The following is a 21,065-nucleotide window of genomic DNA, read 5'->3' on the forward strand; positions in this document are numbered from 1 at the left end:
TCGTCACCGTGGCCGATAAATCAGGGGTGCCACGTCTCGACGGTGCCCTCGCGGACGTCCTCGGCACAGCCCTCGCAGTCGGGGTGGCCGGCCTCGAAACACTCGGGACGACCCTGCCCGTCGACGGCTACCGTGCGCTTCTCGGCGTGGCGCCGACAGACGATGCGAGCGTCCCCCGCCTCGTCGACCGGGAGGTCGAACCGCCCGGCCTTCCCACGCTCGTACTCCTCGCGGGCCTCGGCGTACTGACGGCCGGCCGACCGGAGTTTCTGCCGGACGAGCGCGGCGAGACGCCGGCGGTTGCTCATACCCGGACGTGGGGTCCGGACCACTACAATCCGTCGGCCGTGAGTCGCTCTCACACCACCCGAACGCTTTTCGAGACCCGGGTCGACACCCCGATGAGATGCCCGTTCTCTCCTCCTGACGGCGCTTCCGTCGGGGTGCCGTCACGTCCCGCACCGTCAAGCGACAGCTTTCGTACACTCATGCCAGGACACCTGTTCATCGACACCGACCGACTCGAACTGCGAACGCCCGAGGAGGAGGACAAGGAGTTCCTCCGCGAGGGTCACAACCACCCCGACGTCCGTCGCCACGTCGACCAGTTCCGCACGCCGACGACCGCCGCCGAGTACGACGACCTCTACGAGCAGTACGAGGCGGACGAGGACAGCGCGAGCCTCCTCGTCGTTCCGAAGGAGGGCGAACACGCCGGCGAGGCTGTCGGCTCGGCCCAACTCGCACCCGTCGTCGACAGCCGCGGGTGGGCGAACCTCGGCGCGTGGCTCCACCCGACGGCGTGGGGGAACGGCTACGCGACCGAGGCCTGTGCGCACCTGCTGGCGTACGGGTTCGCGGACCTGCGGCTTCATCGCGTCGCGGCGTACGTCGACGCCGGCAACGACGCCTCCCGCGCGCTGGTCGAACGGCTGGGGTTCGTCCACGAGGGCACCAGCCGCGACGACATCTACCGCGACGGCGGCTACGTCGACCGCGAGCGGTACGGCCTGCTCGACTCCGAGTGGGCCGGGGTCGACGCCGTCCTCGAGTGAAAACCTAAGGCAGTTCCCCGGATAGTACCGGAGAATGCCATCGCCGACCCACCGCTACGTCACGCTCGTCGACACCGAGATACACTACACCGAGTGGGGCGACCCCGACGCGACGCCGCTCGTGTGCGTCCACGGGCTCTCGCGGACCGGCCGCGATTTCGACCCGCTGGCCGAGGCGCTGTCCGACGAGTTCCGGGTGCTGTGTCCCGACATGCCCGGCCGCGGCGAGAGCGAGTGGGACCCAGAGATGTACGACCCCGAGTCGCTCGGCGCCGTCGTCGTCGCGTTCTTCGAGGCGCTGGAACTGGAGGCCGCGAACTACCTCGGCCTCTCGATGGGCGGCCAACTCGGCATCGGGCTCGTCCCCGGCCCCCTCTCCGACCGCGTGAATAACCTCGTCCTCGTGGACGTGGGCCCCGACCCGGCCGACGACGACGCGGCCGACGAGGGTATCGACCGCATCGTCGAGTACCTCACCGACCCGCCGACGTTCGACCGGTTCTCCGACCTGGAGGCGTACTTCCGGGACGTGTACGACACGTTCTCGCCGATGACCGACGCCGAGTGGCGCAATCTCGCGCGCACCTCCGCCCGGCGCACCGACGACGGACAGTTCACCCCGAACTACGACACCCGCATCGTCGAACCCCTGCTGGCGGCGGACACCGACACCGACCAGTGGGCGCTGTTCGACGCCATCGACCAGCCGGTGATGGTCGTGCGCGGAGCGGAGTCGGACATCCTCGCCACGGAGACGTTCGAGCGGATGCAGGAACGCAAACCCGACATGGAGACGGTCACCGTCGACTGCGGCCACGCGCCCGCCCTGAACGTCCCCGAGCAGACCGAGCCCATCCGCAATTTCCTGTCGTAGCCGCCCGCATCCGTCCGATTTTTCACTTTCACCGTGGTCGGATAGCTTTAAATACGATAGAGCGCCAACCGTCGTACGCCTCCCACTGAAAACAGAGCGGAGGCGTGACCACCGATGAACGTGCAACAGCACGCCCAGGAGATACACGAACAGTTCTCCGACGAGCTCGACATCACCGTCGAGGACGTCGAAGACCGTCTGAACACGCTCGTCAACGAGTACCGCGTCCCGGTCGAGGAGGCGCGCCGCTCGGTCGTCTCGAACTACCTCGAGGAGGCCGGCATGGAGCGCGACGAACTCGGCGGCGGGTCGAACGACACGGTGCTGGTCGGCGAGGTCGACCAGGACGAACAGTGGGTCGACCTCCGCGTGACCGTCGCGGACCTGTGGGAGCCCCGCTCCGAGAGCATCTCGCAGGTCGGCCTGCTCGGCGACGAGTCGGGTACCATCAAGTTCGTCTCGTTCAAGACCAGCGAACTCCCGAAACTCGAGGAGGGCCAGTCGTACGCGCTCGGCAACGTCGTGACCGACGAGTACGAGGGCACCTACTCGGTGAAACTGAACAAGACGACGACCATCACCGAACTCGACGAGGAGATAGAGGTCGGCGACGACAGCACCACCGTCGAGGGGGCCCTGGTGGACATCCAGTCCGGTAGCGGCCTCATCAAGCGGTGTCCCGAGGAGGGCTGTACGCGCGTCCTCCAGAACGGCCGCTGTTCGGAACACGGCGAGGGCGAGGGCGAGTTCGACCTCCGCATCAAGGGCGTCCTCGACGACGGCGACGCCGTCCACGAGGTCATCTTCGACCAGGACGCCACCGAACGGCTGACCGGCATCTCGCTCGACGAGGCCAAGGAGATGGCGATGGACGCCTTAGACACGACGGTCGTGGCCGACGAGATGGCCGAGGGCGTCCTCGGTCGCTACTACCGGGTCACCGGGCCGACGCTCGGCCGGTACGTCCTCGTCAACGAGATGGAGACGCTCGGTGCGCCGGATGCCGAGGCAACCCTCATCCGCGCGAGGTCGATCTGAGATGGCCGACAACGTCCCAACCCGAGAGGTCGCCCGGCGGTCGTTCGCCCGCGAGTTCAACGACGCCGGCTACACGTTCAAGGAGAGCGACGACGAGCGCGCGCCCGTCTACGCGCTGTTGCCGACCGGCGAACGCGCCAACCGCGTGTTCATCGTCGGCACGCTCACCGAAACCGAGGACATCGGCGACGACTCGGAGTACTGGCAGGGTCGCATCGTCGACCCGACTGGCACGTTCTTCACGTACGCCGGGCAGTACCAGCCCGAGGCCGCGAGCACGCTCCGTGACCTCGAACCGCCCGCGTACGTGGCGATGGTGGGCAAGCCCCGCACCTACGAGACCGACGAGGGCGACATCAACGTCTCCGTCCGTCCCGAGTCGATAAGCGTCGTCGACGCGACGACCCGCGACCGGTGGGTCGTCGAGACCGCAGACCGGACGCTCGACCGCATCGAGGCGTTCGACGACGACGACAACGAGTACGCCGCGATGGCCCGCGAGCAGTACGAGCGGGCCGGCGACGACTACCGCGACGTCGTCCTCGAGGCGCTTCAGTCGCTCGAAGACGACGCCGACGCACCCGAAGCCGAGGCCTGACGCGCCACCGGGTTGCACACGCCCGGTGTCGGTTTTCCCTGTTTTCGTCCCCACGAGCCGCAGGTGCGGGCCGCCGAGGGAACTCCCGACCGGGGGCATACTTGTGGCTCGACGCCCGAGGGGGCGTATGGCCCCGACCCACGTGCTCGTCCCGCTGGACGGGTCGCCGCTCTCGGACGACGCGCTGGTCCACGCGCTCGAGACGTTCGACTGCCCGGTGACGGTGCTGAACGTCGTGACGCCGCTCGACCGGCCGATGAGCGAGGGGGGCGTGCTCGGGGCCGACGACGAGCGCGAGGCGACCGCCCGCGAGCGGGCCGACGCGCTCGTCGAGCGGGCGCGCGACCGGGCCGCCGAGACGGGCCGGAGCGTCGACACCGCCGTCGAGACGGGCGACCCCGCCGACGCCATCCTCGCGTACGTCGAGGCGAGCGACATCGACCACGTCGTGATGGGCGGCCACGGCGACGACCCCGGGCTCGCGGAGCGCCTGCTCGGCACCGTCGCTACGACGGTCGTCAGCGAGGCGCCGGTGACCGTCACGGTCGTCCGCTAGCCGCCCAACACCGCCGCAAACAGCCGATAGAGACCGAACCCGATGCCGACCGAGGTGACGAGCGTGAGTAGCCAGAAGCCGAGCGTGACCCCCACCTTCCGCCGGGAGACGCCCGCTGACCCGCCGGCCAGTCCCCCACCGATGACGCCCGAGATGATGATGTTGTTGAAGGAGATGGGAATGCCGAGCGCGATGGCGGCCTGTGCGATGATGAACCCCGGCACGAGCGCGGCGATGGAGCGGCGGACACCGAGTTGGGCGTACTCGCGGGAGGTGGCCTGAAGGAGGCGGGGCGCGCCCATCCACGCGCCCCCGAGGATGCCCGTCGCACCGACGCCGAGCAACACCAGCGGCGGCAGGCCGAGTTCGGTCCCGTACAGGTTCTCCAGCGGTCCGGTCGCCAGCCCCACCTGACTGCCGCCGCTGGAGAACGCGACGACGCTCCCCAGCGCCACGAGAAACGTCTTGACCCCCGTCTCGACCGACTCCTGCGTCCGTCGGCGGATGAACTGAAAACTCGCAACCGCGGCGAGCAGGGTCACCGCGACGACCGTGAGGTCGACCCCTCCGACGACGGGGCTTCCGGCGAGGTCCGCGACGTACGCCGCGACCGACCCCTGCTCACCCGTCTCCGAGGGGATGACGCTCAACCGGACGTTGGCGACGATACCTCCCACGACGGCCGCCAGGAGGGGCACCCCGACCGTCTCGGGGACGTCATCGCGGCGCAGAAGCGTCGCCGTGAGGTACGCCAGCCCCCCGGAGACGGGAGGGACGAGCGCCCAGAACACCGCGATGCGTCGGTAGGTGTCGACGGCGGGCGCCCCGCCGAGCGAGAGGCCGACGCCGACCATCGCGCCGGTGGTGGCGAAGGCCGCGGGCACCGGGTAGCCGGTGTAGACGCCGAACGCCATGAACAGCGTGGCGGTCAACAGCCCCGCGGTGGCGGCCAGCGACGTGAACGCGACGCCGTCGACCAGCCCGGAGCCGACAGTCTCGGAGATACTGCCGCCCTGGGTGAGCGCGCCCAGCGCCGCGAGGATGCCGATGAGAAAGGCCGCACGCATCGTCGAGATGGCGTTGGCGCCGATGGCCGGCGCGAAGGGCGGCGAGTTGCTGTTTGCACCCAGCGCCCACGCGGTGCCGAGGCTGGTGAGCGTGGCGACGACGACCAGCGCCCAGAACAGCGGCCCTGTCATCGTCTGAGGAGTCGGCCGAGGCGGTGGAGCGGGCCACCGACCACGTCGCCGTCGCGGGCGATGATGACCGTCGAGTCCGTGCGGGCGACGACCCGGCGCGGCACCGACCCCGCGAGCGTTCGCCGAAGCGCCCCCTTCCGGGTCGCGGACAGCACCACCACGTCGTGGTCGACCGCCGCGGCGACGACGGCGTCGGTCACGTCGTCGCTCGCCTCCACGACCGTCTCGGCCGGCACGTCGGCGGCGTCGGTCACGGCCTCGCGGCCCGCCGCGACGAAGCTCTCGGCGTCCCCCTCCCCCGCGTCCACGCTGTAGACGACGACGCGGGCGTCGTTGCGGGCCGCGATGGCCGCGGCGACCCGGGCGGCCGTTTCGACGTGCGGGCCGCCCGCGACGGCCAGCAGGACGGAGCCGACGCCGTCGGCCTCCCGCCCGACCCGCTCGACGTAGAGGTCACAGGGCGCTCGCTCGACGAGCGTGTCGACGGTGGTGCCGAAGACGGCGTCGGCCGCCCCCGACCGCTCGCGCCACCCGACGACGAGCGCCGCGGGGTCGGTCTCCTCGACCGCCGCGAGCAGGCCGCTCGCGGCCGACCGCGCGACGAGCACGTCGCGTTCGACGGCGACGCCCTCGGGCGTCCGGGCCCGTGCGAGCAGTTCGTGGCTCGGGTCGGCGAACTCCCGGACGATGGTCTCGTCGCTGAGGACGCTGAACGGCGAGTCCCGCCCCTTGACGGCGACGGTGACGAGCCGAACCGTCCCCGCGCCGAGGCGGGCGAGGTCGCCGGCCGTCCGCACCAGTTGCTGGACGTGGTCGAGGTCGTCTACCCCCACGAGCACCGGACTGCCGGACCGCGGTGGCTCCATCGACCGGAGTTCGACCCGTCCGGGCAAAAGCGTTCGTGCCAGACGCGGCGTGCAGATGTCTGACGAACCCTTAAGAGGGAGGGGGCACGTACGTCCCTAGCACGATGGGCAACAAGAACAAGACCATCTCCTTCCGGGTCAACGAGGACGCGTTCGAGACCCTGCGCGAAATCGCGGAGGAGCGCGACATCTCCCTCTCTGCGGTGTTCCGCGACTACGTGGAGACGCTCGTTGCCCACGACGGTCAGGTGAAGGTCGTCCCCGAACACGAGGTGAACAGTTCGGAGTCGTCCGACGTGGAGTCGTTCCCGCCGAAGGTCGAGGTCCCGAAGAGCTTCGTCCGCGAACACGAACGCCTCGAACTCGAAGCCGAACATCTCCGCGAGCAACTGGACGAGTACAAGCGGTACGTCACCAAACTCTCCCAGCGGCTCGAAGAGGAGGACGAGGAGGAGGTCATCCAACTGGAGGACCTCGACGGCGGCGAGGAGGAGGAGCCCTCCTTCCGCCTGGGCTGACCCGGACCGTCCCGCTCGCTTTTGCGGTCGGCGTCTTCTCGGACCCGTAAGCCGTGACTACGGCTTCCCACGCCCAGCAGGCGGCGTATAATTATCGGCCGGCGCGGCCGACGCTCCAGGGATGACGACGACAGACGACGTACTGGACCACCACCTGACGGCGTTCGGCGACCGTGACCTCCCGGAGTTGATGACCGACTACACCGAGGAGTCGGTCGTCATCACGCCGACGGGGACGTACCGCGGTCGCGACGACATCGAGACGCTGTTCGAGGGGATGCTCGCGGAGTTCGACGGGACGGAGGCCTCGCTCGACGTCGACGAGCGGACCGTCGCCGACGAGACGGCCCACATCGTCTGGCACGGGGAGACCCCCGAGACAGTCTACGAGTACGCGGTCGACACGTTCGTCGTCCGCGACGGCGTCATCGAGACACAGACGTTCGCGGCGAAGACGACGGCGAAGGAGTGAACGCCGGGGCGGCCGCGCCGCGTCAGCGGTCGCCGGCCGCCTCGCCGCCCGCCGCCCAGTCGTCGCCCAGCGCCGCCGCCAGCGCGTCGTCCAGCGCCCCGGTCGCCACGAGGTCGTTGGCCGCCACGATGTCGGGTCGCGGCGAGCGGTCGCCCTCCAGTTCGGGGACGACCGCACGAACGGCCTCGTAGGCCGCGCCCGTCCCCTCGCCGTGTGCGAGGTCGTCGTCGACGAACTCGGCGGCCTGGGCGGCACACAGCAGTTCGATGGCCGTCACGGTGCGGGCGTGGCCCAGCGTCCGACGGGCGGTGAACGCCGCCGTCGCCGACAGACTGACGTGGTCCTCCTGGTTGCCCGAGACGACGGCGTTGTCCGTCGACGGGCGACCCTCGCCGCGACACTCCGCGACGAGCGAGGCGGCGGTGTACTGGGCTATCATGTAGCCGGACTCGACGCCGCTCTCGCGGGCGAGGAACGGCGGGAGGTGGTCCTCCTGCACGTTCGGGTTGAGGAGGCGGTCGACCCGGCGCTCGGCGATGGCCGCCAGTTCGGTGAGCGCGTCCGCGGCGTAGTCGAGGCGGAGCGCCAGCGGCTCGCCGTGGAAGTTGCCGCCCGAGACCACGTCCGCGTGGTCGGTGCCGGAGGTGCGGTGGTCCACCTCGCCGGCCGGGAACACGAGCGGGTTGTCGGTCGCGCTGTTGAGTTCGATAGCGACGGCATCGCGGAGGTGGGCGACAGCGTCGCGGGCCGCGCCGTGGACCTGCGGGAGACACCGGATTGAGTAGGCGTCCTGCACCCGGTCGCAGTTGCGGTGCGACTCGACGATCTCGGAGTCGGCACAGAGGCGCTTCACGTTCGCGGCGCTCGCGGCCTGCCCCGAGTGTGGGCGGACCCGCTGGAGGGCCGGGTCCGACGCGGCGGTCGTCCCCATCGTCACCTCCGTCGTGAGCGCGCCCGCCGCGTCGGCGGCCCGCAGGAGTTGCTCGGCGTCGCGCACGACCAGCGCCGCCACGCCGACGGTCAGCTGGGTGCCGTTGATGAGCGCCAGCCCCTCCTTCGCGCGGAGCGTCAGCGGCTCCAGTTCGAGGAGGTCCAGCGCCTCCTCGCCCGAGATGCGGCGGGGGCCGAGCTCCGAGTCCACCGTGGCCTCGCCCTCGCTCAGCAGGACCAGCATCGCGTGGGCCAGCGGCGCGAGGTCGCCGCTCGCGCCGAGACTCCCCCGCGAGGGGACGACCGGGGTGACGCCCGCGTTCAACAGGGCGAGCAGGTAGTCGACCACCACCTCGCGGACGCCGGAGTACCCCTTCACGAGGGCGTTGACGCGGGTGACGAGCATCGCGCGCGTCTCGTCGCGGTCGAGTTCGCGGCCGACGCCCGCCGCGTGCGAGCGGACGAGGTTCGTCTGCAACTCGTCGACGCGGTCCGTCTCGATGCGGGTGTCGACGAGTTCGCCGAACCCCGTGTTGATGCCGTACACCGCCTCGCCGGACTCGACCACGTCCTCGACGCGGGCGCGGGCCTCGCGGACCGCCTCGCGGGCGTCGTCGCTCACCGCCACCGTCGCGTCCTCGCGGGCGACCCGGACCACCTCCTCGACGGTCAGCGACGCGCCGTCGAGCACCACGTCGGCCTCGTCCGGCCCGGGGAGGAACTCACGCATCGAGTGCCTCCGGGGCGGGGACCGCCAGGCCGTCGGCGTCGTGGACGACCGACCCCTGCTTCAGGACGGTCGCCACCCGGTTCACGCCGAACGAGTACGGGACGTGGGCGTGGCTGGGCGCATCGAGCACCGCGAGGTCGGCGGGCGCGCCCTCACGGAGGGTGCCGGTGCCCCCGGTCCGGTCGAGCGCGTGGGCACCGCCCCTGGTCGCGGCGTCGAGCGCGTCGCGGGGCGCCATCCCCATCCCGACGCAGGCGAGCGCGACGGCCATCCCCATCGACTGCGAGTGGCAGTTGGGGTTGAAGTCGGAGGCGACCGCGACGGTCGCGCCCGCCTCGCGGAACTGCTCGGGGTCGGCGTACTCCGCGCCCAGCGAGAACGCCGTCCCCGGCAGGAGGACGGGCGTGACGCCCGCGTCGGCGAGCGCCGCGGCGTCCTCGTCGGTCGCATGCAGGAGATGGTCGGCGCTCGCGGCACCCACGTCGGCGGCGAGTTGCGACCCCCCGAGGTGGGTGAGTTCCTCGGCGTGGACTTTGGGCGTGAAACCGTACTCCTCGCCGGCCTCCAGCACCCGCCGCGACTGCTCGACGGAGAACACCCCCTCCTCGCAGAACACGTCGCAGAACTCCGCGATACCCTGCTCGGCGACGGCCGGCAGTTGCTCGTCGACGACGGCGTCGGTGTAGTCGTCGGCGTCGGTCCCTTCGGGAACCGCGTGGGCGCCCATGAACGTCGGCACCACGTCGACCGGGTGGCGCGCGTCCGCCTCGGCTATCACGTCCAGCATCCGCAACTCGGTGTCGGTGTCGAGGCCGTACCCCGACTTCACCTCGACCGTCGTCGTCCCGTGAGCGAGCATCACGTCGAGGTGGCCGAGCAGGTTGCCGAGCAGGCGCTCGGTGCCCGCCTCGCGGACGGCACGGACGGTCCGGAGGATGCCGCCGCCCTCTTCGAGTATCTCCTGGTACTCCTTGCCGCGGAGTTTGGCGGCGAACTCGTCGGAGCGGTCACCCGCGAACAGCCCGTGGGTGTGGGAATCGACGAACCCCGGGACGACGGCACGGCCGTCGGCGTCGACGCTCGCGACGGCGTTCTCCGGCGGGTACTCGCGGGTCACCGCGTCGGTGGGGCCGACGGCGGCCACCTCCCCGTCCGCGACGGCGACCGCGGCCGACTCGTGCCGGGTGTCGGCGTCGACTATCACCTCGCTTGCACCGTGGACGACGGCGTCTATCATGCCCCCACCTCCGCGGTCCGGGCACTTAGGACGTGGGCCACGGCGCGGGCCGCCGCCGCGACCGTCAGGCCGTCGCGGTCCAGCGGCGGCGCGCACTCGACCACCTCGAAGCCGGCGACGCGGTCGTCGGCCGCGAGCATCCGCAACAGGCGGAAACACCCCCGCGTCGAGAGGCCGCCGGGCGTGGGGGCGCTCACGCCGGGGGCGGCCGCCGCGTCGAGCACGTCGCAGTCCAGCGAGACGTACAGGCGGTCGACGCCGGCCATCGCGTCCAGCGCCGCGTCCGCCGCCGCGACGGGGTCCGCACCGACTTCCTCGCTCGTCACGACCGCGCCGCCCCGCTCGCGGACGTAGTCGTGGTACCGCGTGGAGGTCTCGAAGTGGCGCGCGCCGACGCAGGCGTAGGCGTCGAGGCCCGCATCGAGGAGCTGTCGGTACGGCGTCCCGCTCGTCGGCCCGTCTTGCGGTTCCCGCACGTCGAGGTGGGCGTCGAGGTTGACGACGCCGACCGACCCGTCGAGCAGGGGCGCGACGTTCGCGTACGTGAGCGAGTTGTCGCCGCCGAGGAACACCGGGAAGGCGTCGGCGTCGTGAACCGCGGCGGCCGTCTCCCGGACCGCCGACTGGACTGCCGCGGTATCGCCCTCCGGTATCGGGACGGTGCCGAGGTCGCCGACCGACCGGACGGGGCCGGCGTCGAACTGGTGGCTCTTGACGCCGGCGAGTTCGCGGCGAATCGCGGCGGGGCCCTCCCGCGCTCCGCGGCGGCCGATGACCGCGCCGTCGTACGGTTCACCGACGAGGACAGCGTCGTACGCGTCCGCGTCGTTCAGCGTCGCCGCCTCGACCACGTCGCCGAACTGCTCGTCGTTCGGGTCGCCCGAGGGGCCGGTCCAGTCGAAGGCAGGGGTGTCGAGGCCGGTCATTCGTCCGTCCGGTCGCGCATCGGGACGGCCACGTCCGAGTCCTCCGCGGTCTCGATAGCCCGCTCGTAGCCGGCGTCGGCGTGGCGAATGACGCCCATTCCGGGGTCGGTGGTGAACACGCGGCGGGCCGTCTCGGCGGCCTGGTCCGTCCCGTCGAGGACGACGTGGTTGTTCGCGTGGAGGGCGTTGCCGATGCCGACGCCGCCGCCGTCGTGGACGCTGACGATGTCGGCGCCGGCCGCGCAGTTCAGCAGGGCGTTGAGGATGGGCCAGTCCGCGACGGCGTCGGTGCCGTCCTGCATCGCCTCGGTTTCGCGGTTGGGGCTGGCGACGCTCCCGGCGTCGAGGTGGTCGCGGGTGACGACGATGGGCGCGGTGATTTCCCCTTCGGCGACGAGTTCGTTGATGCGGAGCGCGAACCGGGCGCGTTCCGTGAGTCCGTCGTCGTCGGTGTCGTAGCCGAGCCAACAGACCCGCGAGGGGAGCCCCTGGAACTGCACCTGCTCCTGTGCGAGGTCAATCCACCGGTGCAGGGCCTCCTTCTCGGGGAACAGTTCCGTGACCGCCTCGTCGGTTCGGTGGATGTCCTCGGGGTCGCCCGACAGCGCGGCCCACCGGAAGGGGCCCTTCCCCTCGCAGAACAGCGGCCGGATGTACGCGGGGACGAACCCCGGGAACTCGAAGGCGTCCGTCACGTCCCGGTGTTCCTGCACCTGTCCGCGGATGTTGTTGCCGTACTCGAACGCGACCGCGCCCTGCTCCTGGAGGTCGAGAATCGCGCGGACGTGGCGTTCCATCGTGTCCAGGCTCTCCTCGACGTAGCGGTCGGGGTCCTCCTCCCGCAGGCGGTCGGCCTCCGCGACGGTGTAGCCCGACGGGTAGTACCCCTCCAGTTCGTCGTGGGCGCTCGTCTGGTCGGTCAACACGTCCGGGACGAACCCACGGTCGCGCATCGCTTCGAGCATGTCGGCGGCGTTCGTGTGGACCGCGATGGAGAACGCCTCGCCCGCCTCGGCGGCGGCCTCCGCGCGTTCGATGGCCTCGTCGAGGTCGTCGGTCTTCGCCTGACAGTAGCCCGTCTCGATGCGGCGGTCGATGTGGTCCTCGTTCACCTCCGCGGCGATGCAGACGCCGTGGTTCATCGTCACCGCCAGCGGCTGGGCACCACCCATCCCGCCGAGACCGCCGGTGACGACTATCTGTCCCTCCAGCGAGCCGTCGAAGTGTTCGCGGCCGGCGGCCGCGAGCGTCTCGTAGGTGCCCTGGATGATGCCCTGGGTGCCGATGTACGCCCACGACCCGGCGGTCATCTGGCCGTACATGATTTTCCCCTCGGCCTCCAGTTCGTGGAAGTGCTCCCAGTTGTCCCACTTCCCGACGAGGTTGGAGTTGGCGATGAGCACGCGGGGCGCACGCTCGTGGGTCCGGAACCGCCCGACGGGTTTCCCGCTCTGGACGAGCAGGGTCTCGTCGTCGCCCAGTTCGCGCAGTTCAGCGAGGATGGCGTCGTACGCGTCCCACGAGCGGGCCGCCCGTCCCGTCCCGCCGTAGACGACGAGGTTCTCGGGGTCCTCGCCCACCTCCGGGTCGAGGTTGTTGTTCAGCATGCGGAGGGCGGCCTCCTGTCGCCATCCCTCACACTCGATGTCCGTCCCAGTGGGCGCGCCCTGGTACTCGCGCCACTGCTCGGAGGGCTCGCCGATGCGGTCCTCGGTCGACGACTGGTGCTGTTCCATGATGACTAGTGACACGCTCGAGAGCCGAGAGAATAGAGTCTCCGCATGGTCATTCTTTTATATTTGGGTCGTCACGCGGTATCATGCACCAGGCCGTGTTCCACATCTCGGGAGAGGGTCCCTACGAGCGGGCGACGGCCGCGAGCACCACCGGCATCGAGCTGTGGTGCAACGACCACTGCGACCTGCTCCACGTCGTCGGCGACGAGGACGGCCTCGTGCTCGACCACATCCGCGACGAGGTGGGCGTCCGCCAGCGCGTCGCCGACGGCGACGACCGCCTGCTCGTCACGGAGGCGTGTCTGAAACAGCACGGCGACGACTACGTCGAGCAGTATCTCGCGGCCCACGACTGTCTCACCCTGCCGCCGCTCCGCTACGAGAACGGCGCGAAGGTCGTCAGGGTGCTCGCGCTCGACACCCGGAGCCTCACCGAGTTCTACCGCGACATCACCGACGACTACACCGTCACGGTCGAGTCGAAACGGGAAGTGTCGGGCGTCCGCGTGGACGAACCCCTGCTGTCGCTCGACGCGCTTCTCCCCTCGCTCTCCGAGCGCCAGCGCGAGGTGTTCACGACGGCCCACCGGCAGGGCTACTTCGAGATGCCCCGCGAGACGACGACCGAAGCGGTGGCCGAGAGCGCCGGCATCGAGCGCCGGACCGCCGAACACCACCTCCGGCGCGCCGAGCAGAAACTCGCCGACGCGCTGGTCGAGTATCTGTAACGGGTCACGGATCGACCCACGCCAGGTTGCAGTAACAGCCGGCTATCGTCTCCGGGGAGGGGATGTCGGCGACCGCGCGCCAGTCCCCGCCGTCGCGCCGGAGGACGGTCCCCCGGTGGGTCGCGGCGACGAGCGCCTCGCCGACGCTCGCCCACCCGACGACCATCTCGTCGGGTCGGGGGCGGTCGACGCGCTCGAGGCCGCCGTCCCGCCACGCGAACAGCGTGGGGTCCGATTCGTGGTCCTCCCACCGCTCGCTCGGGGGGTTGCACGCGCCCGCGGCGTACAGCACGCCGTCGTGGACGTGTGCCGACCGGAAGTACCGCTGGTCGACGCCGCCGTCGAGGCGCGTCCACGACCGGCCCGCGTCGGTCGTCCGGTAGAGCCCCCGCCCCGTCGCCGCGACGTAGCGCTCGCCGTCGACGACGTGGAGTTCGTGGACGTCCTCGTGGACGCCGTCGTCGCGGGGCGTCCACGTCTCGCCGCGGTCGTCGCTCACGTGGACGCCACCCGGTTCGACGCCGGCGACGACCCGGTCGGGCGCGTCCGGGTGGACGCCGAGGCTCCGCACCTGCGCCTTGTGGTCGTGGCGCGGTACGCCCCAGTCGTCGCGGCCGGGGAGGCGGCGGAACGCCTCGCACTCGCGCCAGTCGAGAGCGTCCGGGCGGACGCCGTCATCGGGGAGCGCCGTGACGTACACGTGCGTCGGGCGAGTGCCCGCGTACAGCCGGTCGCCCGCGGGGGGGACGGCGACCGCCCAGACGGTCTCGACCGGGACGCCGAGGTCCGTCCACTCGTGGCCGTCCGGCGAGTGATACAGGCCGGTTCCCGTCGCCGCGAACAGGCCGTCGACGGGGTCGAACCGGCGGACCCGTTCGGCGCGCGGCACGTCCAGCACCCGCCGGACTGTGCCGTCCGTCGCGTCGGTCGCGTCGTGGATGCCGGTGACGTGGTAGACGCCATCGCCGGTGCCAGCAACGAGCATGTCGGCGACTCCGACGAGCGCGACCTTAGGCGTTCCCGGAAGCGAGTTCCTGTAAGCGAGCGTACCGATGGAGGGCCGCGGGAGCGTTACAGCAGACCCATCGCGGCCACCGCGTGGGTGATGCCCGCGATGAGCGGCACGAGAATCACCGTGCGCATCACGAACAGCGCCACGAGGTCGCGGAACCGGACGGGCACGTCGCTGAACATGTCCATTATCATTGGGCCGACGCTGGAGAAGAAGATGAGTTGCGAGACGGCGAGGACGGCGACGAAGAACTTCGCCATCGGCGCCGTCTCCGTCACCAGCAGGACGGGCACGTACATCTCGGTGATGCCGACGATGGTCGCGGGCGCGACCGCCTCGGCGTTCGGGATGCCCAGCGCCGAGACGACGGGGACCAGCGGCTGGCCGAGGATGTCGAACGTCGGCGTGTACGCCGACAGAAGCGTCGCGGCCAGCCCCACGGCGAGGATGGTGCCGAGGATGAGACTCGTCAGTTTCAGTCCGTCGACGAAGCCGCGCTTCGCGGCCTCGAGGAACGTCTCGCCCTCGTCGGCCTTCTTGACGGCTTCCGAGAGCGCCAGCCGGACGTAGTCGCCGGGCGACCCCTCGAACGCCATCTCGGGGTCCGGTTCGGCGATGTACTCCTCGGGCGTCGTCGAGATGGGAGGAACGCGAACGAGGATGATGCCACAGATGACAACACAGACGAAGTACGCACCGAAGATGACCGGGAACAGCGACAGCATGTTCAGCGTCGCCGCGACGACGCCGACGAACCCGATGCTCACCGTCGAGAAGCAGGTGGCGATGGTGAACACGTCGCGCTTGTGGTAGCCGCCCGCCTCGAACACGTTGCGGGTGACGTAGAGGCCGACGCTGTAGGAGCCGACCCACGAGGCGAGGCTGTCGAGCGCCGCCCGGCCCGGTACCTTGAACAGCGGCTTCATCAGCGGCCGCGCGAGCGTGCCGATGAACTCCAGGCCGCCGAGTTCGACGAAGATGGTGATGAAGATGGCGCCGATTGGGATGATGACGCCCACGCTGTAGACGAGCGTCCCCCACATCAGCCCCCCCGTGCCAGGGGTGTGGAGCCATCCCGGGCCGAGTTTGAAGAACATGACCGGTGCCAGCACCGCGCCCGCGACCCGCAACAGCCAGAACACAATCGACGTCTCGAAGTACGAGAGGTCGTAGCCGGCGAGTTCGCCGTCGTTCACCATCGACGCCGTCGTCACCACCCCGCCCGCGAGGATGATGAGAAGCGAGTAGACGCCGACGGCGTCGGGCACCGACTCGGTGATGGTGCTCACGACGATGTCGAACGGCACCGTCACCTCCCCCTGGTACGGGACCGGCAGGAGGAAGAACACCGCCCCGATGAGGAAGGCGACGATGAACTTCACGACGGGCCGCGTTCTGAACTCGTGAAGGTCCACCTCGTCGATGTCGTGTACGTGCGGTTCCGTGTCGACCGTCCAAGTGCCGCCCTGCTCTGTCGCCATGTCGCGGGCTTTGCGAACAACCCGCATAGTTGTGCGATTTCCACACGGACACGTCTTTAAGTCAACAGGCGGACGCTGTTGCCGCTACCGACGTGAAACGGTGCGTGAGAAGCGGACGCGGCCTTATCCGGAGAGGTCGTGTCGGAGAGTTCGTGCCTGCTCGGCGGACTCCGGGTGGCCGTCGACGTCCGCGAGTTCCTCGATGGCTTCCAGCGAGCGTACCGAGTCGTCGAGGAAGGAGAGCACGTCGCCCGGATACGCGTACAGCAGGTAGTCGTCACCCATCACGTCGACGATGGCGTCGGGACCCAGTCCCTGAGCCCGCAGGTCGAGCAGGTAGCGGATGAACTTCCGCTCGGGGTGCCCGCAGTGGGGGTTCGACTCGCAGTTGCAGTCCAGGAAGTCCGTGGCGAAATCGAGCACCCGGTCCTGGGTCGCATCGTCGAGTTTGGCGAGGTTCTCGCCCCGGAACAGCATGTCCAGCGTCGCCCCCGAGAACGCGCTCTTGGGGAAGTTCGTCTCCAGTTGCGACGCTATCTGCCGGTGGTTCTTCACGTATATCTTGTCCGTGATAGCCACGCCTGCCGGAGAACGGGCGTCCACGGCCAAAAACGTCGCGTTCCGACCCCATGGCCGTGTGTCACCGCCACAGGGGAGCCGAAATGTCGTAACGTATTTGCCGCCGAACGGATTACAGACGACTGCAAGCGCGTCCGGGTTGGGGTAATGGTTATCCTTCAGCCTTGTGGAGGCTGAGAAGTGGGTTCGATTCTCACACCCGGACTCATTACCTACAATAATACTACTTCGAACAGCCGAAGGTTTACTTTCACCCCGATCAGTTTGGATTCAATAACGACCAGCAACAGTCGGAGGTATGAACGAGTGTCCCGTCTGTGGTCGAGAGTTCTCGGGGGAACGAGGAGTTCGAGTGCATCACGCTCAGGTCCACGGTGAACCTCTGCCGAACAGGGAGTGTGGAGCCTGTGAAACGGAGTTCTACAGCGAGTACGAACAGAAGTACTGTTCGAACGCCTGCCGCGAGGAGGCGGTTTCGTTCGCGGGGGAGAACAACCCCAACTACAGCGGCGGCAAAGAGACGACTGCGTGTGAAACCTGTGACGCGGAGTTCGAGTACTACCCGTCCGAAAAGCCGGGACGGTTCTGTCCAGACTGCGTCGAGATGGACGGCTGGCGGGACCCCCCGTCGCTGACGAGCGACGACAATCCACAGTACGAGGGCGGCAAGGTCGAACTCACCTGCGAGGTGTGTGACGCGGCGTTCGAGCGCTATCCGAGCAACGTCACCGGCGAGGTGTCGCTGTGTAGCGAGGACTGCCGGGCCGAGTGGCTCTCGGAGGCGTTCACCGGCGAGGGGCACCCGAACTGGGAGGGTGGGACCACCGGCCCGTACGGCCAGGGGTGGAACGAGGTGCGCGAGCGGGCGCTGGAGCGCGACGACCGGACGTGTCTGCTCTGTGGCGCCGACGCGGACGACCTCGACCGGAACCCGGACGTCCACCACATCGTTCCGGTCCGCGCGTTCGTCGAGTCGCCGGTCCTGACCGAGGCCGACGCGCATACGCTCGACAACGTCGTCACGCTGTGTCCCGCCTGTCATCGACGCGCCGAGTTCGGCGGCGCGTCCCGGGCAGAACTGCGGCATCGGGCGGGCATCGCGTAGCCCCCGCGACACTACCGGCGAACCTGACAGCCGAATGGAAACTGAGTTGTACTGTCGGGACGCGATCACGAACGTATGTGCCCTCCAGCCATCGAAACCACGGGACTCCGCAAGGAGTTCGGTGACGTCGTCGCCGTCGACGGCGTCGACCTCGTGGTCGAGAGCGGCGAGGTGTTCGGCTTCCTCGGCCCGAACGGCGCGGGCAAGTCGACGACCATCGACGTCCTCCTCGACTTCGTTCGCCCGACCGCCGGTGAGGTGCGCGTCCTCGGCCACGACCCGCAGGCAGAGCCCCGTGCCGTCCGCGAGCGCATCGGGGTCCTGCCCGAAGCCTCGGGCTTCTACAGCCGCGACACCGCCCGCGACCACCTCCGGTTCGCCGCGGCGATGAAGCGGGCGGACGACGATCCCGACGCCCTGCTGAAACGGGTGGGGCTCGCGGACGCCGCCGACCGCGCCGTCGGCGGGTTCTCGAAGGGGATGCGCCAGCGGCTCGGCCTCGCCGTCGCGCTCGTGGGCGCCCCGGAACTGCTGATACTGGACGAACCGCTCGGCGGCCTCGACCCCTCGGGGGCGCGCCGCCTCCGCGAAATCGTCCGCGCGGAGTCCGAACGCGGCGCCGCCGTGTTCTTCTCCAGTCACATCATGGACCAGGTGGAGAGCGTCTGCGACCGGGTCGGCATCATGCACGACGGCGAACTCGTGGCCGTCGACACCGTCGAGGCGCTCCGGACCAGCGGGGAGACGCCCGCGGAGGTCGTGCTCACCGTCGACGGCGATTCCGAGCGCGCCGCGCGCCGTCTCCGGGGTGTCGACGGCGTCGACGAGGTGGCCGTCCGCGACGGGCGCGTCAGGCTGACCTGCACGGACCCGACCGCGAAGGCCGACGCCGTCGCCCGACTCGACGCCGAGGGGGTCGTCGTCCGCGACGTCGAGGCCGACGCTCCGTCGCTGGAGCAGGTGTTCATGGTCCGGACCGGACAGCGATGAGTCGCGTACTCGCCGTCGCCCGCGAGGACCTCCGCCACGCCCTCCGCGACCGGTTGCTGTGGGGTGCGACCCTGCTGTTGGGGCTGATATTCCTGCCGAGCACCGCCAACAGCGCGACGAGTCAGGTCCGGCCGGCCGCCGAACACGTGCCGTTACTGGCGCTGGACCTCCTCACGTACACGCTCGTCGTGGTCGCCGCCGTCGGCTACGCCGCCGTCGTCGGCGAACGCGAGGCCGGCACCGACCGCCTCGTGCTCGGGTTGCCGGCGACGCGCCGGGACCTCGTGGTCGGCAAACTGCTGTCCCGAACCGCCGTGGTCGTCGCCGTCGTCGGGGCGGTGCTCGTCGTCGCGGACGCGCTGTTCCTCGTCGGCTACGGCGACGCCCACCTCGCGCTGTTCTGGACGATGGGCGCCGGGATGCTGGCGTACGCCGCCGTCTGGACGGCCGTGACCGTCGGCTACTCGGCGGCGTTCGACTCCCGCTACCGCGTGCTCGGCGCGCTCGTCGCCACCTACGGCGTGTTCGGCGTCACGGTGAACGTCTGGGGCGTGGTCGTCGAGCCACTGCTTGCGGTCCCGTTCACCGGGTCGGTCGGCGTTCCGGCCTACGAGACGGCGCCGCTGTGGCTCCAGGTCGTCGAGCGACTCAACCCGATGCAGGGGTTCTTCGAGACGCTCCAGTGGGCGCTGGCCGCCGTCGGACCGGGCACCCCCGAGACGGGTGCGGGGCTGGCGCTGTTCGGCGCGGGCACGTTCCTCGCGTTCGGCGCGGTGCCGCTGTGGGTCGGCCTCCGCCGGTTCGACCGCGCCGACCTGACGGACGGGGCCGACGGCGCGGGCGCGGGCGACCGACTCTGGCGGGCGGTCCGACGCCACACCCCGAGGATGGGGTCCGGCGGCGCGAGTGCGGGCGCCAGTCGCGCGTGGACGGTCGCGCGTGCGGACCTCCGCCACGCGGTCCAGAACTGGGTGGTGGCCGGCGCGGTGGGACTGCTGGTCGTGCTCGTGGTCCCCGACCTCTGGACGGGCGTCGAGGTGAGCGAGGGGACGACCGCCGACAGGGTGGTCCGCGACCTGCCGCTGACGTTCCTGTTGCCGACGCTGGTGCTCGCCGTCGCCGTCGGCTACCGCGCCGTCGTCGGCGAACGCGAGGCCGGCACCGACCGCCTCGTGCTCGGGTTGCCGGTCACGCGCCGCGACCTCGTGGTCGGGAAGGCGTGCTCGCGGGTCGCCATCGCTGTGGGGGCGCTCGTCCCGCTCGTGACGGTCGCCGAACTGCTCGTGGCCGTCCGGCTTCCCGACCCGCACGTCGGCGCGTTCCTCGCGTGGGGGAGCTACCTCCTCGTGTTCGCGGCGGCGTGGACGGCGTTCGTCGTCGGCGTCTCGGCGGCCGTCTCCACCCGGTACCGTGCGCTTGCGACCGTGTTCGCCACGTACGTCCTGTTCAGTCCCTCCAGCACCGGGCTGTGGGACCTGCTCGTTCGCCCCCTGTTCTCGATGCCGTTCACCGGCCGGTTCGCGACGCCCGAGGGCGTCCACGCGGTGAACGTTCTCGGGCCGGTGTGGTACCGCTACCTCGACGGGCTCAACCCCATCGTCGCGCTCGGGCGGATGCAGGACCTGCTTCTGGGGCTCGCGGGCGCCGGGCCGCTGTACGGGACCGCCCCGCTGTACGCCTACAGCGTCGCCGTCGTCGCGCTGTTCGCCAGCCTGCCGCTGTACGTCGGCTACCGCCGGTTCGACCGCGCCGACCTCGGGTAGCCGGGGGTCTTTCACCCACCCCCACGAACCGTCCGTATGCCCACCTGGGACGAACGGTTCGCCTCCGGGTCGTATCCGACCGACCCCGACCCCTCGCCCGTGCTCGACCGCTACGTCGACGCGTTCCCCGACGGCCGCGCGCTCGACGTGGCGACCGGGACGGGACGCAACGCCGTGTTCCTCGCGGAGCGCGGCTACGAGGTGGACGGTCTCGACCAGTCGCGCGAGGGGCTACGCATCGCCCGCGAGAACGCCCGCGAGCGCGGGGTCGGGGGGCGCTTCAACCCCGTGCAGGCCGACGTGGACACCTACGAGTTCCCCGAGGCCGAGTACGCGGTCGTCACGGTCAGTTTCTACCGGCCGATGGACCGCCTGCCCGACATCACGGCGGCGCTCGAACCGGGCGGCGTCCTGTTCGTGCAACACCACCTCCGGTCGACCGACGAGTACGAGACCGGGCCGAGCACCGACCGCTACCGGTTCGCGGCGAACGAACTCCTGCACGCCGCGCTCGATCTGACCGTCCTCCACTACAGCGAGACGACAGAGGAGCGCGACGACGGTCGCCGCTCCGCGATCGCGCAGGTCGTCGCCCGGAACAGCCACGGCCACCACCAGACGTATCCCGAAGTCGACCCCTGACGGCCGAAACCGCCTTCCATTCCCCCGGCG

General features: G+C 70.2%; 22 protein-coding genes. 12 read left to right on the forward strand and 10 right to left on the reverse strand.

Translation table 11 applies throughout. From position 1 onward, the window contains the following. Window positions 1–20: 20 nt before the first annotated feature. A complete protein-coding gene (locus NL112_RS02475; RefSeq protein ID WP_255151048.1) occupies window positions 21–308 on the reverse strand; it encodes a DUF7091 family protein in 288 nt (95 codons plus the stop codon). Window positions 309–488: 180 nt separating this feature from the next. Here NL112_RS02475 and NL112_RS02480 point away from each other — a divergent pair, with 180 nt between their 5' ends. The 5 genes from NL112_RS02480 (at window position 489) to NL112_RS02500 (ending at window position 4,121) form a co-directional block, all read left to right on the forward strand. Beyond that, window positions 489–1,055 carry a GNAT family N-acetyltransferase gene (locus NL112_RS02480; RefSeq protein ID WP_255151049.1) on the forward strand — a complete coding sequence of 189 codons (567 nt, stop codon included), beginning with the start codon at window positions 489–491 and terminating at the stop codon, window positions 1,053–1,055. Between the two features lie 34 nt (window positions 1,056–1,089). Beyond that, window positions 1,090–1,929, forward strand: coding sequence for an alpha/beta fold hydrolase (locus NL112_RS02485; protein WP_255151050.1), 840 nt, complete (start codon window positions 1,090–1,092; stop codon window positions 1,927–1,929). Between the two features lie 114 nt (window positions 1,930–2,043). After that, a complete protein-coding gene (locus NL112_RS02490; RefSeq protein WP_255151051.1) occupies window positions 2,044–2,967 on the forward strand; it encodes a replication factor A in 924 nt (307 codons plus the stop codon). Window position 2,968: 1 nt separating this feature from the next. Next, on the forward strand, window positions 2,969–3,565 hold the full coding sequence (locus NL112_RS02495; protein WP_255151052.1) for an RPA family protein: 597 nt from the start codon (window positions 2,969–2,971) through the stop codon (window positions 3,563–3,565). A gap of 127 nt (window positions 3,566–3,692) precedes the next feature. Further along, window positions 3,693–4,121, forward strand: a complete 429-nt coding sequence (locus NL112_RS02500; protein ID WP_255151053.1) for a universal stress protein — start codon at window positions 3,693–3,695, stop codon at window positions 4,119–4,121. On the opposite strand, the gene NL112_RS02505 is transcribed toward NL112_RS02500, so the two are convergent. Beyond that, on the reverse strand, window positions 4,118–5,320 hold the full coding sequence (locus NL112_RS02505; RefSeq protein WP_255151054.1) for an inorganic phosphate transporter: 1,203 nt from the start codon (window positions 5,318–5,320) through the stop codon (window positions 4,118–4,120). The genes NL112_RS02500 and NL112_RS02505 overlap by 4 nt on opposite strands. After that, entirely contained in the window at window positions 5,317–6,186 is an 870-nt protein-coding gene (locus NL112_RS02510; protein WP_255151055.1) for a universal stress protein, read from the reverse strand. Before NL112_RS02510 ends, NL112_RS02505 begins: the two co-directional genes overlap by 4 nt. Window positions 6,187–6,290: 104 nt before the next feature. On the opposite strand from NL112_RS02510, the gene NL112_RS02515 reads away from it, so the two are divergent. Beyond that, window positions 6,291–6,704, forward strand: a complete 414-nt coding sequence (locus NL112_RS02515) for a DUF8146 domain-containing protein (RefSeq protein ID WP_255151056.1) — start codon at window positions 6,291–6,293, stop codon at window positions 6,702–6,704. A 121-nt stretch (window positions 6,705–6,825) separates the two neighbouring features. Continuing rightward, on the forward strand, window positions 6,826–7,176 hold the full coding sequence (locus tag NL112_RS02520; protein WP_255151057.1) for a nuclear transport factor 2 family protein: 351 nt from the start codon (window positions 6,826–6,828) through the stop codon (window positions 7,174–7,176). Between the two features lie 22 nt (window positions 7,177–7,198). On the opposite strand, the gene hutH is transcribed toward NL112_RS02520, so the two are convergent. Genes hutH through hutU form a run of 4 tightly spaced genes read right to left on the reverse strand, consistent with a single transcriptional unit; the run spans window position 7,199 to window position 12,735 of the window. Continuing rightward, entirely contained in the window at window positions 7,199–8,836 is a 1,638-nt protein-coding gene (gene hutH / locus NL112_RS02525) for a histidine ammonia-lyase (protein WP_255151058.1), read from the reverse strand. Beyond that, window positions 8,829–10,073: an imidazolonepropionase gene (gene hutI, locus NL112_RS02530; protein WP_255151059.1), complete on the reverse strand. Its 1,245-nt coding sequence runs from the start codon at window positions 10,071–10,073 to the stop codon at window positions 8,829–8,831. The genes hutH and hutI overlap by 8 nt, the downstream gene beginning before the upstream one ends. Then, window positions 10,070–10,999, reverse strand: coding sequence for a formimidoylglutamase (gene hutG, locus NL112_RS02535; RefSeq protein ID WP_255151060.1), 930 nt, complete (start codon window positions 10,997–10,999; stop codon window positions 10,070–10,072). The genes hutI and hutG overlap by 4 nt, the downstream gene beginning before the upstream one ends. Then, entirely contained in the window at window positions 10,996–12,735 is a 1,740-nt protein-coding gene (gene hutU / locus NL112_RS02540) for a urocanate hydratase (protein ID WP_255151061.1), read from the reverse strand. Before hutU ends, hutG begins: the two co-directional genes overlap by 4 nt. 83 nt (window positions 12,736–12,818) lie before the next feature. Here hutU and NL112_RS02545 point away from each other — a divergent pair, with 83 nt between their 5' ends. Then, window positions 12,819–13,463, forward strand: a complete 645-nt coding sequence (locus NL112_RS02545; RefSeq protein WP_255151062.1) for a helix-turn-helix domain-containing protein — start codon at window positions 12,819–12,821, stop codon at window positions 13,461–13,463. A 4-nt stretch (window positions 13,464–13,467) separates the two neighbouring features. Here NL112_RS02545 and NL112_RS02550 read toward each other — a convergent pair whose 3' ends face one another. From NL112_RS02550 to NL112_RS02560, 3 genes are all read right to left on the reverse strand, one after another. Then, complete coding sequence (locus tag NL112_RS02550; protein WP_255151063.1) at window positions 13,468–14,448, reverse strand: WD40/YVTN/BNR-like repeat-containing protein; 981 nt, start codon at window positions 14,446–14,448, stop codon at window positions 13,468–13,470. An 86-nt stretch (window positions 14,449–14,534) separates the two neighbouring features. Beyond that, entirely contained in the window at window positions 14,535–15,956 is a 1,422-nt protein-coding gene (locus NL112_RS02555) for a YjiH family protein (protein ID WP_255151064.1), read from the reverse strand. A 123-nt stretch (window positions 15,957–16,079) separates the two neighbouring features. Next, complete coding sequence (locus NL112_RS02560) at window positions 16,080–16,535, reverse strand: DUF5814 domain-containing protein (protein WP_255151065.1); 456 nt, start codon at window positions 16,533–16,535, stop codon at window positions 16,080–16,082. 352 nt (window positions 16,536–16,887) lie between these two features. On the opposite strand from NL112_RS02560, the gene NL112_RS02565 reads away from it, so the two are divergent. The 4 genes from NL112_RS02565 (at window position 16,888) to NL112_RS02580 (ending at window position 21,035) form a co-directional block, all read left to right on the forward strand. Continuing rightward, a complete protein-coding gene (locus NL112_RS02565; RefSeq protein ID WP_350356147.1) occupies window positions 16,888–17,640 on the forward strand; it encodes an HNH endonuclease in 753 nt (250 codons plus the stop codon). A 75-nt stretch (window positions 17,641–17,715) separates the two neighbouring features. After that, window positions 17,716–18,630, forward strand: coding sequence for an ABC transporter ATP-binding protein (locus NL112_RS02570; protein ID WP_255151067.1), 915 nt, complete (start codon window positions 17,716–17,718; stop codon window positions 18,628–18,630). Beyond that, complete coding sequence (locus tag NL112_RS02575; protein ID WP_255151068.1) at window positions 18,627–20,393, forward strand: ABC transporter permease; 1,767 nt, start codon at window positions 18,627–18,629, stop codon at window positions 20,391–20,393. Before NL112_RS02570 ends, NL112_RS02575 begins: the two co-directional genes overlap by 4 nt. Before the next feature lie 36 nt (window positions 20,394–20,429). Then, a complete protein-coding gene (locus tag NL112_RS02580; RefSeq protein ID WP_255151069.1) occupies window positions 20,430–21,035 on the forward strand; it encodes a class I SAM-dependent methyltransferase in 606 nt (201 codons plus the stop codon). Window positions 21,036–21,065: the final 30 nt, after the last annotated feature.

It is taken from the genome of Halorarius halobius, from assembly GCF_024298865.1.
In the GTDB taxonomy this organism is placed as follows: domain Archaea; phylum Halobacteriota; class Halobacteria; order Halobacteriales; family Haloarculaceae; genus Halorarius; species Halorarius halobius.

Coding starts and splice junctions, on each gene's coding strand:
- NL112_RS02520 (WP_255151057.1), top strand. CDS start 6,826: ATGACGACGACAGACGACGTACTGGACCACCACCTGACGGCGTTCGGC.
- NL112_RS02580 (WP_255151069.1), top strand. CDS start 20,430: ATGCCCACCTGGGACGAACGGTTCGCCTCCGGGTCGTATCCGACCGAC.
- NL112_RS02570 (WP_255151067.1), top strand. CDS start 17,716: ATGTGCCCTCCAGCCATCGAAACCACGGGACTCCGCAAGGAGTTCGGT.
- NL112_RS02495 (WP_255151052.1), top strand. CDS start 2,969: ATGGCCGACAACGTCCCAACCCGAGAGGTCGCCCGGCGGTCGTTCGCC.
- NL112_RS02550 (WP_255151063.1), bottom strand. CDS start 14,448: ATGCTCGTTGCTGGCACCGGCGATGGCGTCTACCACGTCACCGGCATC.
- hutH (WP_255151058.1), bottom strand. CDS start 8,836: ATGCGTGAGTTCCTCCCCGGGCCGGACGAGGCCGACGTGGTGCTCGAC.
- NL112_RS02505 (WP_255151054.1), bottom strand. CDS start 5,320: ATGACAGGGCCGCTGTTCTGGGCGCTGGTCGTCGTCGCCACGCTCACC.
- NL112_RS02575 (WP_255151068.1), top strand. CDS start 18,627: ATGAGTCGCGTACTCGCCGTCGCCCGCGAGGACCTCCGCCACGCCCTC.
- NL112_RS02475 (WP_255151048.1), bottom strand. CDS start 308: ATGAGCAACCGCCGGCGTCTCGCCGCGCTCGTCCGGCAGAAACTCCGG.
- NL112_RS02515 (WP_255151056.1), top strand. CDS start 6,291: ATGGGCAACAAGAACAAGACCATCTCCTTCCGGGTCAACGAGGACGCG.
- hutU (WP_255151061.1), bottom strand. CDS start 12,735: ATGGAACAGCACCAGTCGTCGACCGAGGACCGCATCGGCGAGCCCTCC.
- NL112_RS02490 (WP_255151051.1), top strand. CDS start 2,044: ATGAACGTGCAACAGCACGCCCAGGAGATACACGAACAGTTCTCCGAC.
- NL112_RS02555 (WP_255151064.1), bottom strand. CDS start 15,956: ATGGCGACAGAGCAGGGCGGCACTTGGACGGTCGACACGGAACCGCAC.
- hutI (WP_255151059.1), bottom strand. CDS start 10,073: ATGATAGACGCCGTCGTCCACGGTGCAAGCGAGGTGATAGTCGACGCC.
- NL112_RS02485 (WP_255151050.1), top strand. CDS start 1,090: ATGCCATCGCCGACCCACCGCTACGTCACGCTCGTCGACACCGAGATA.
- NL112_RS02545 (WP_255151062.1), top strand. CDS start 12,819: ATGCACCAGGCCGTGTTCCACATCTCGGGAGAGGGTCCCTACGAGCGG.
- NL112_RS02510 (WP_255151055.1), bottom strand. CDS start 6,186: ATGGAGCCACCGCGGTCCGGCAGTCCGGTGCTCGTGGGGGTAGACGAC.
- hutG (WP_255151060.1), bottom strand. CDS start 10,999: ATGACCGGCCTCGACACCCCTGCCTTCGACTGGACCGGCCCCTCGGGC.
- NL112_RS02500 (WP_255151053.1), top strand. CDS start 3,693: ATGGCCCCGACCCACGTGCTCGTCCCGCTGGACGGGTCGCCGCTCTCG.
- NL112_RS02480 (WP_255151049.1), top strand. CDS start 489: ATGCCAGGACACCTGTTCATCGACACCGACCGACTCGAACTGCGAACG.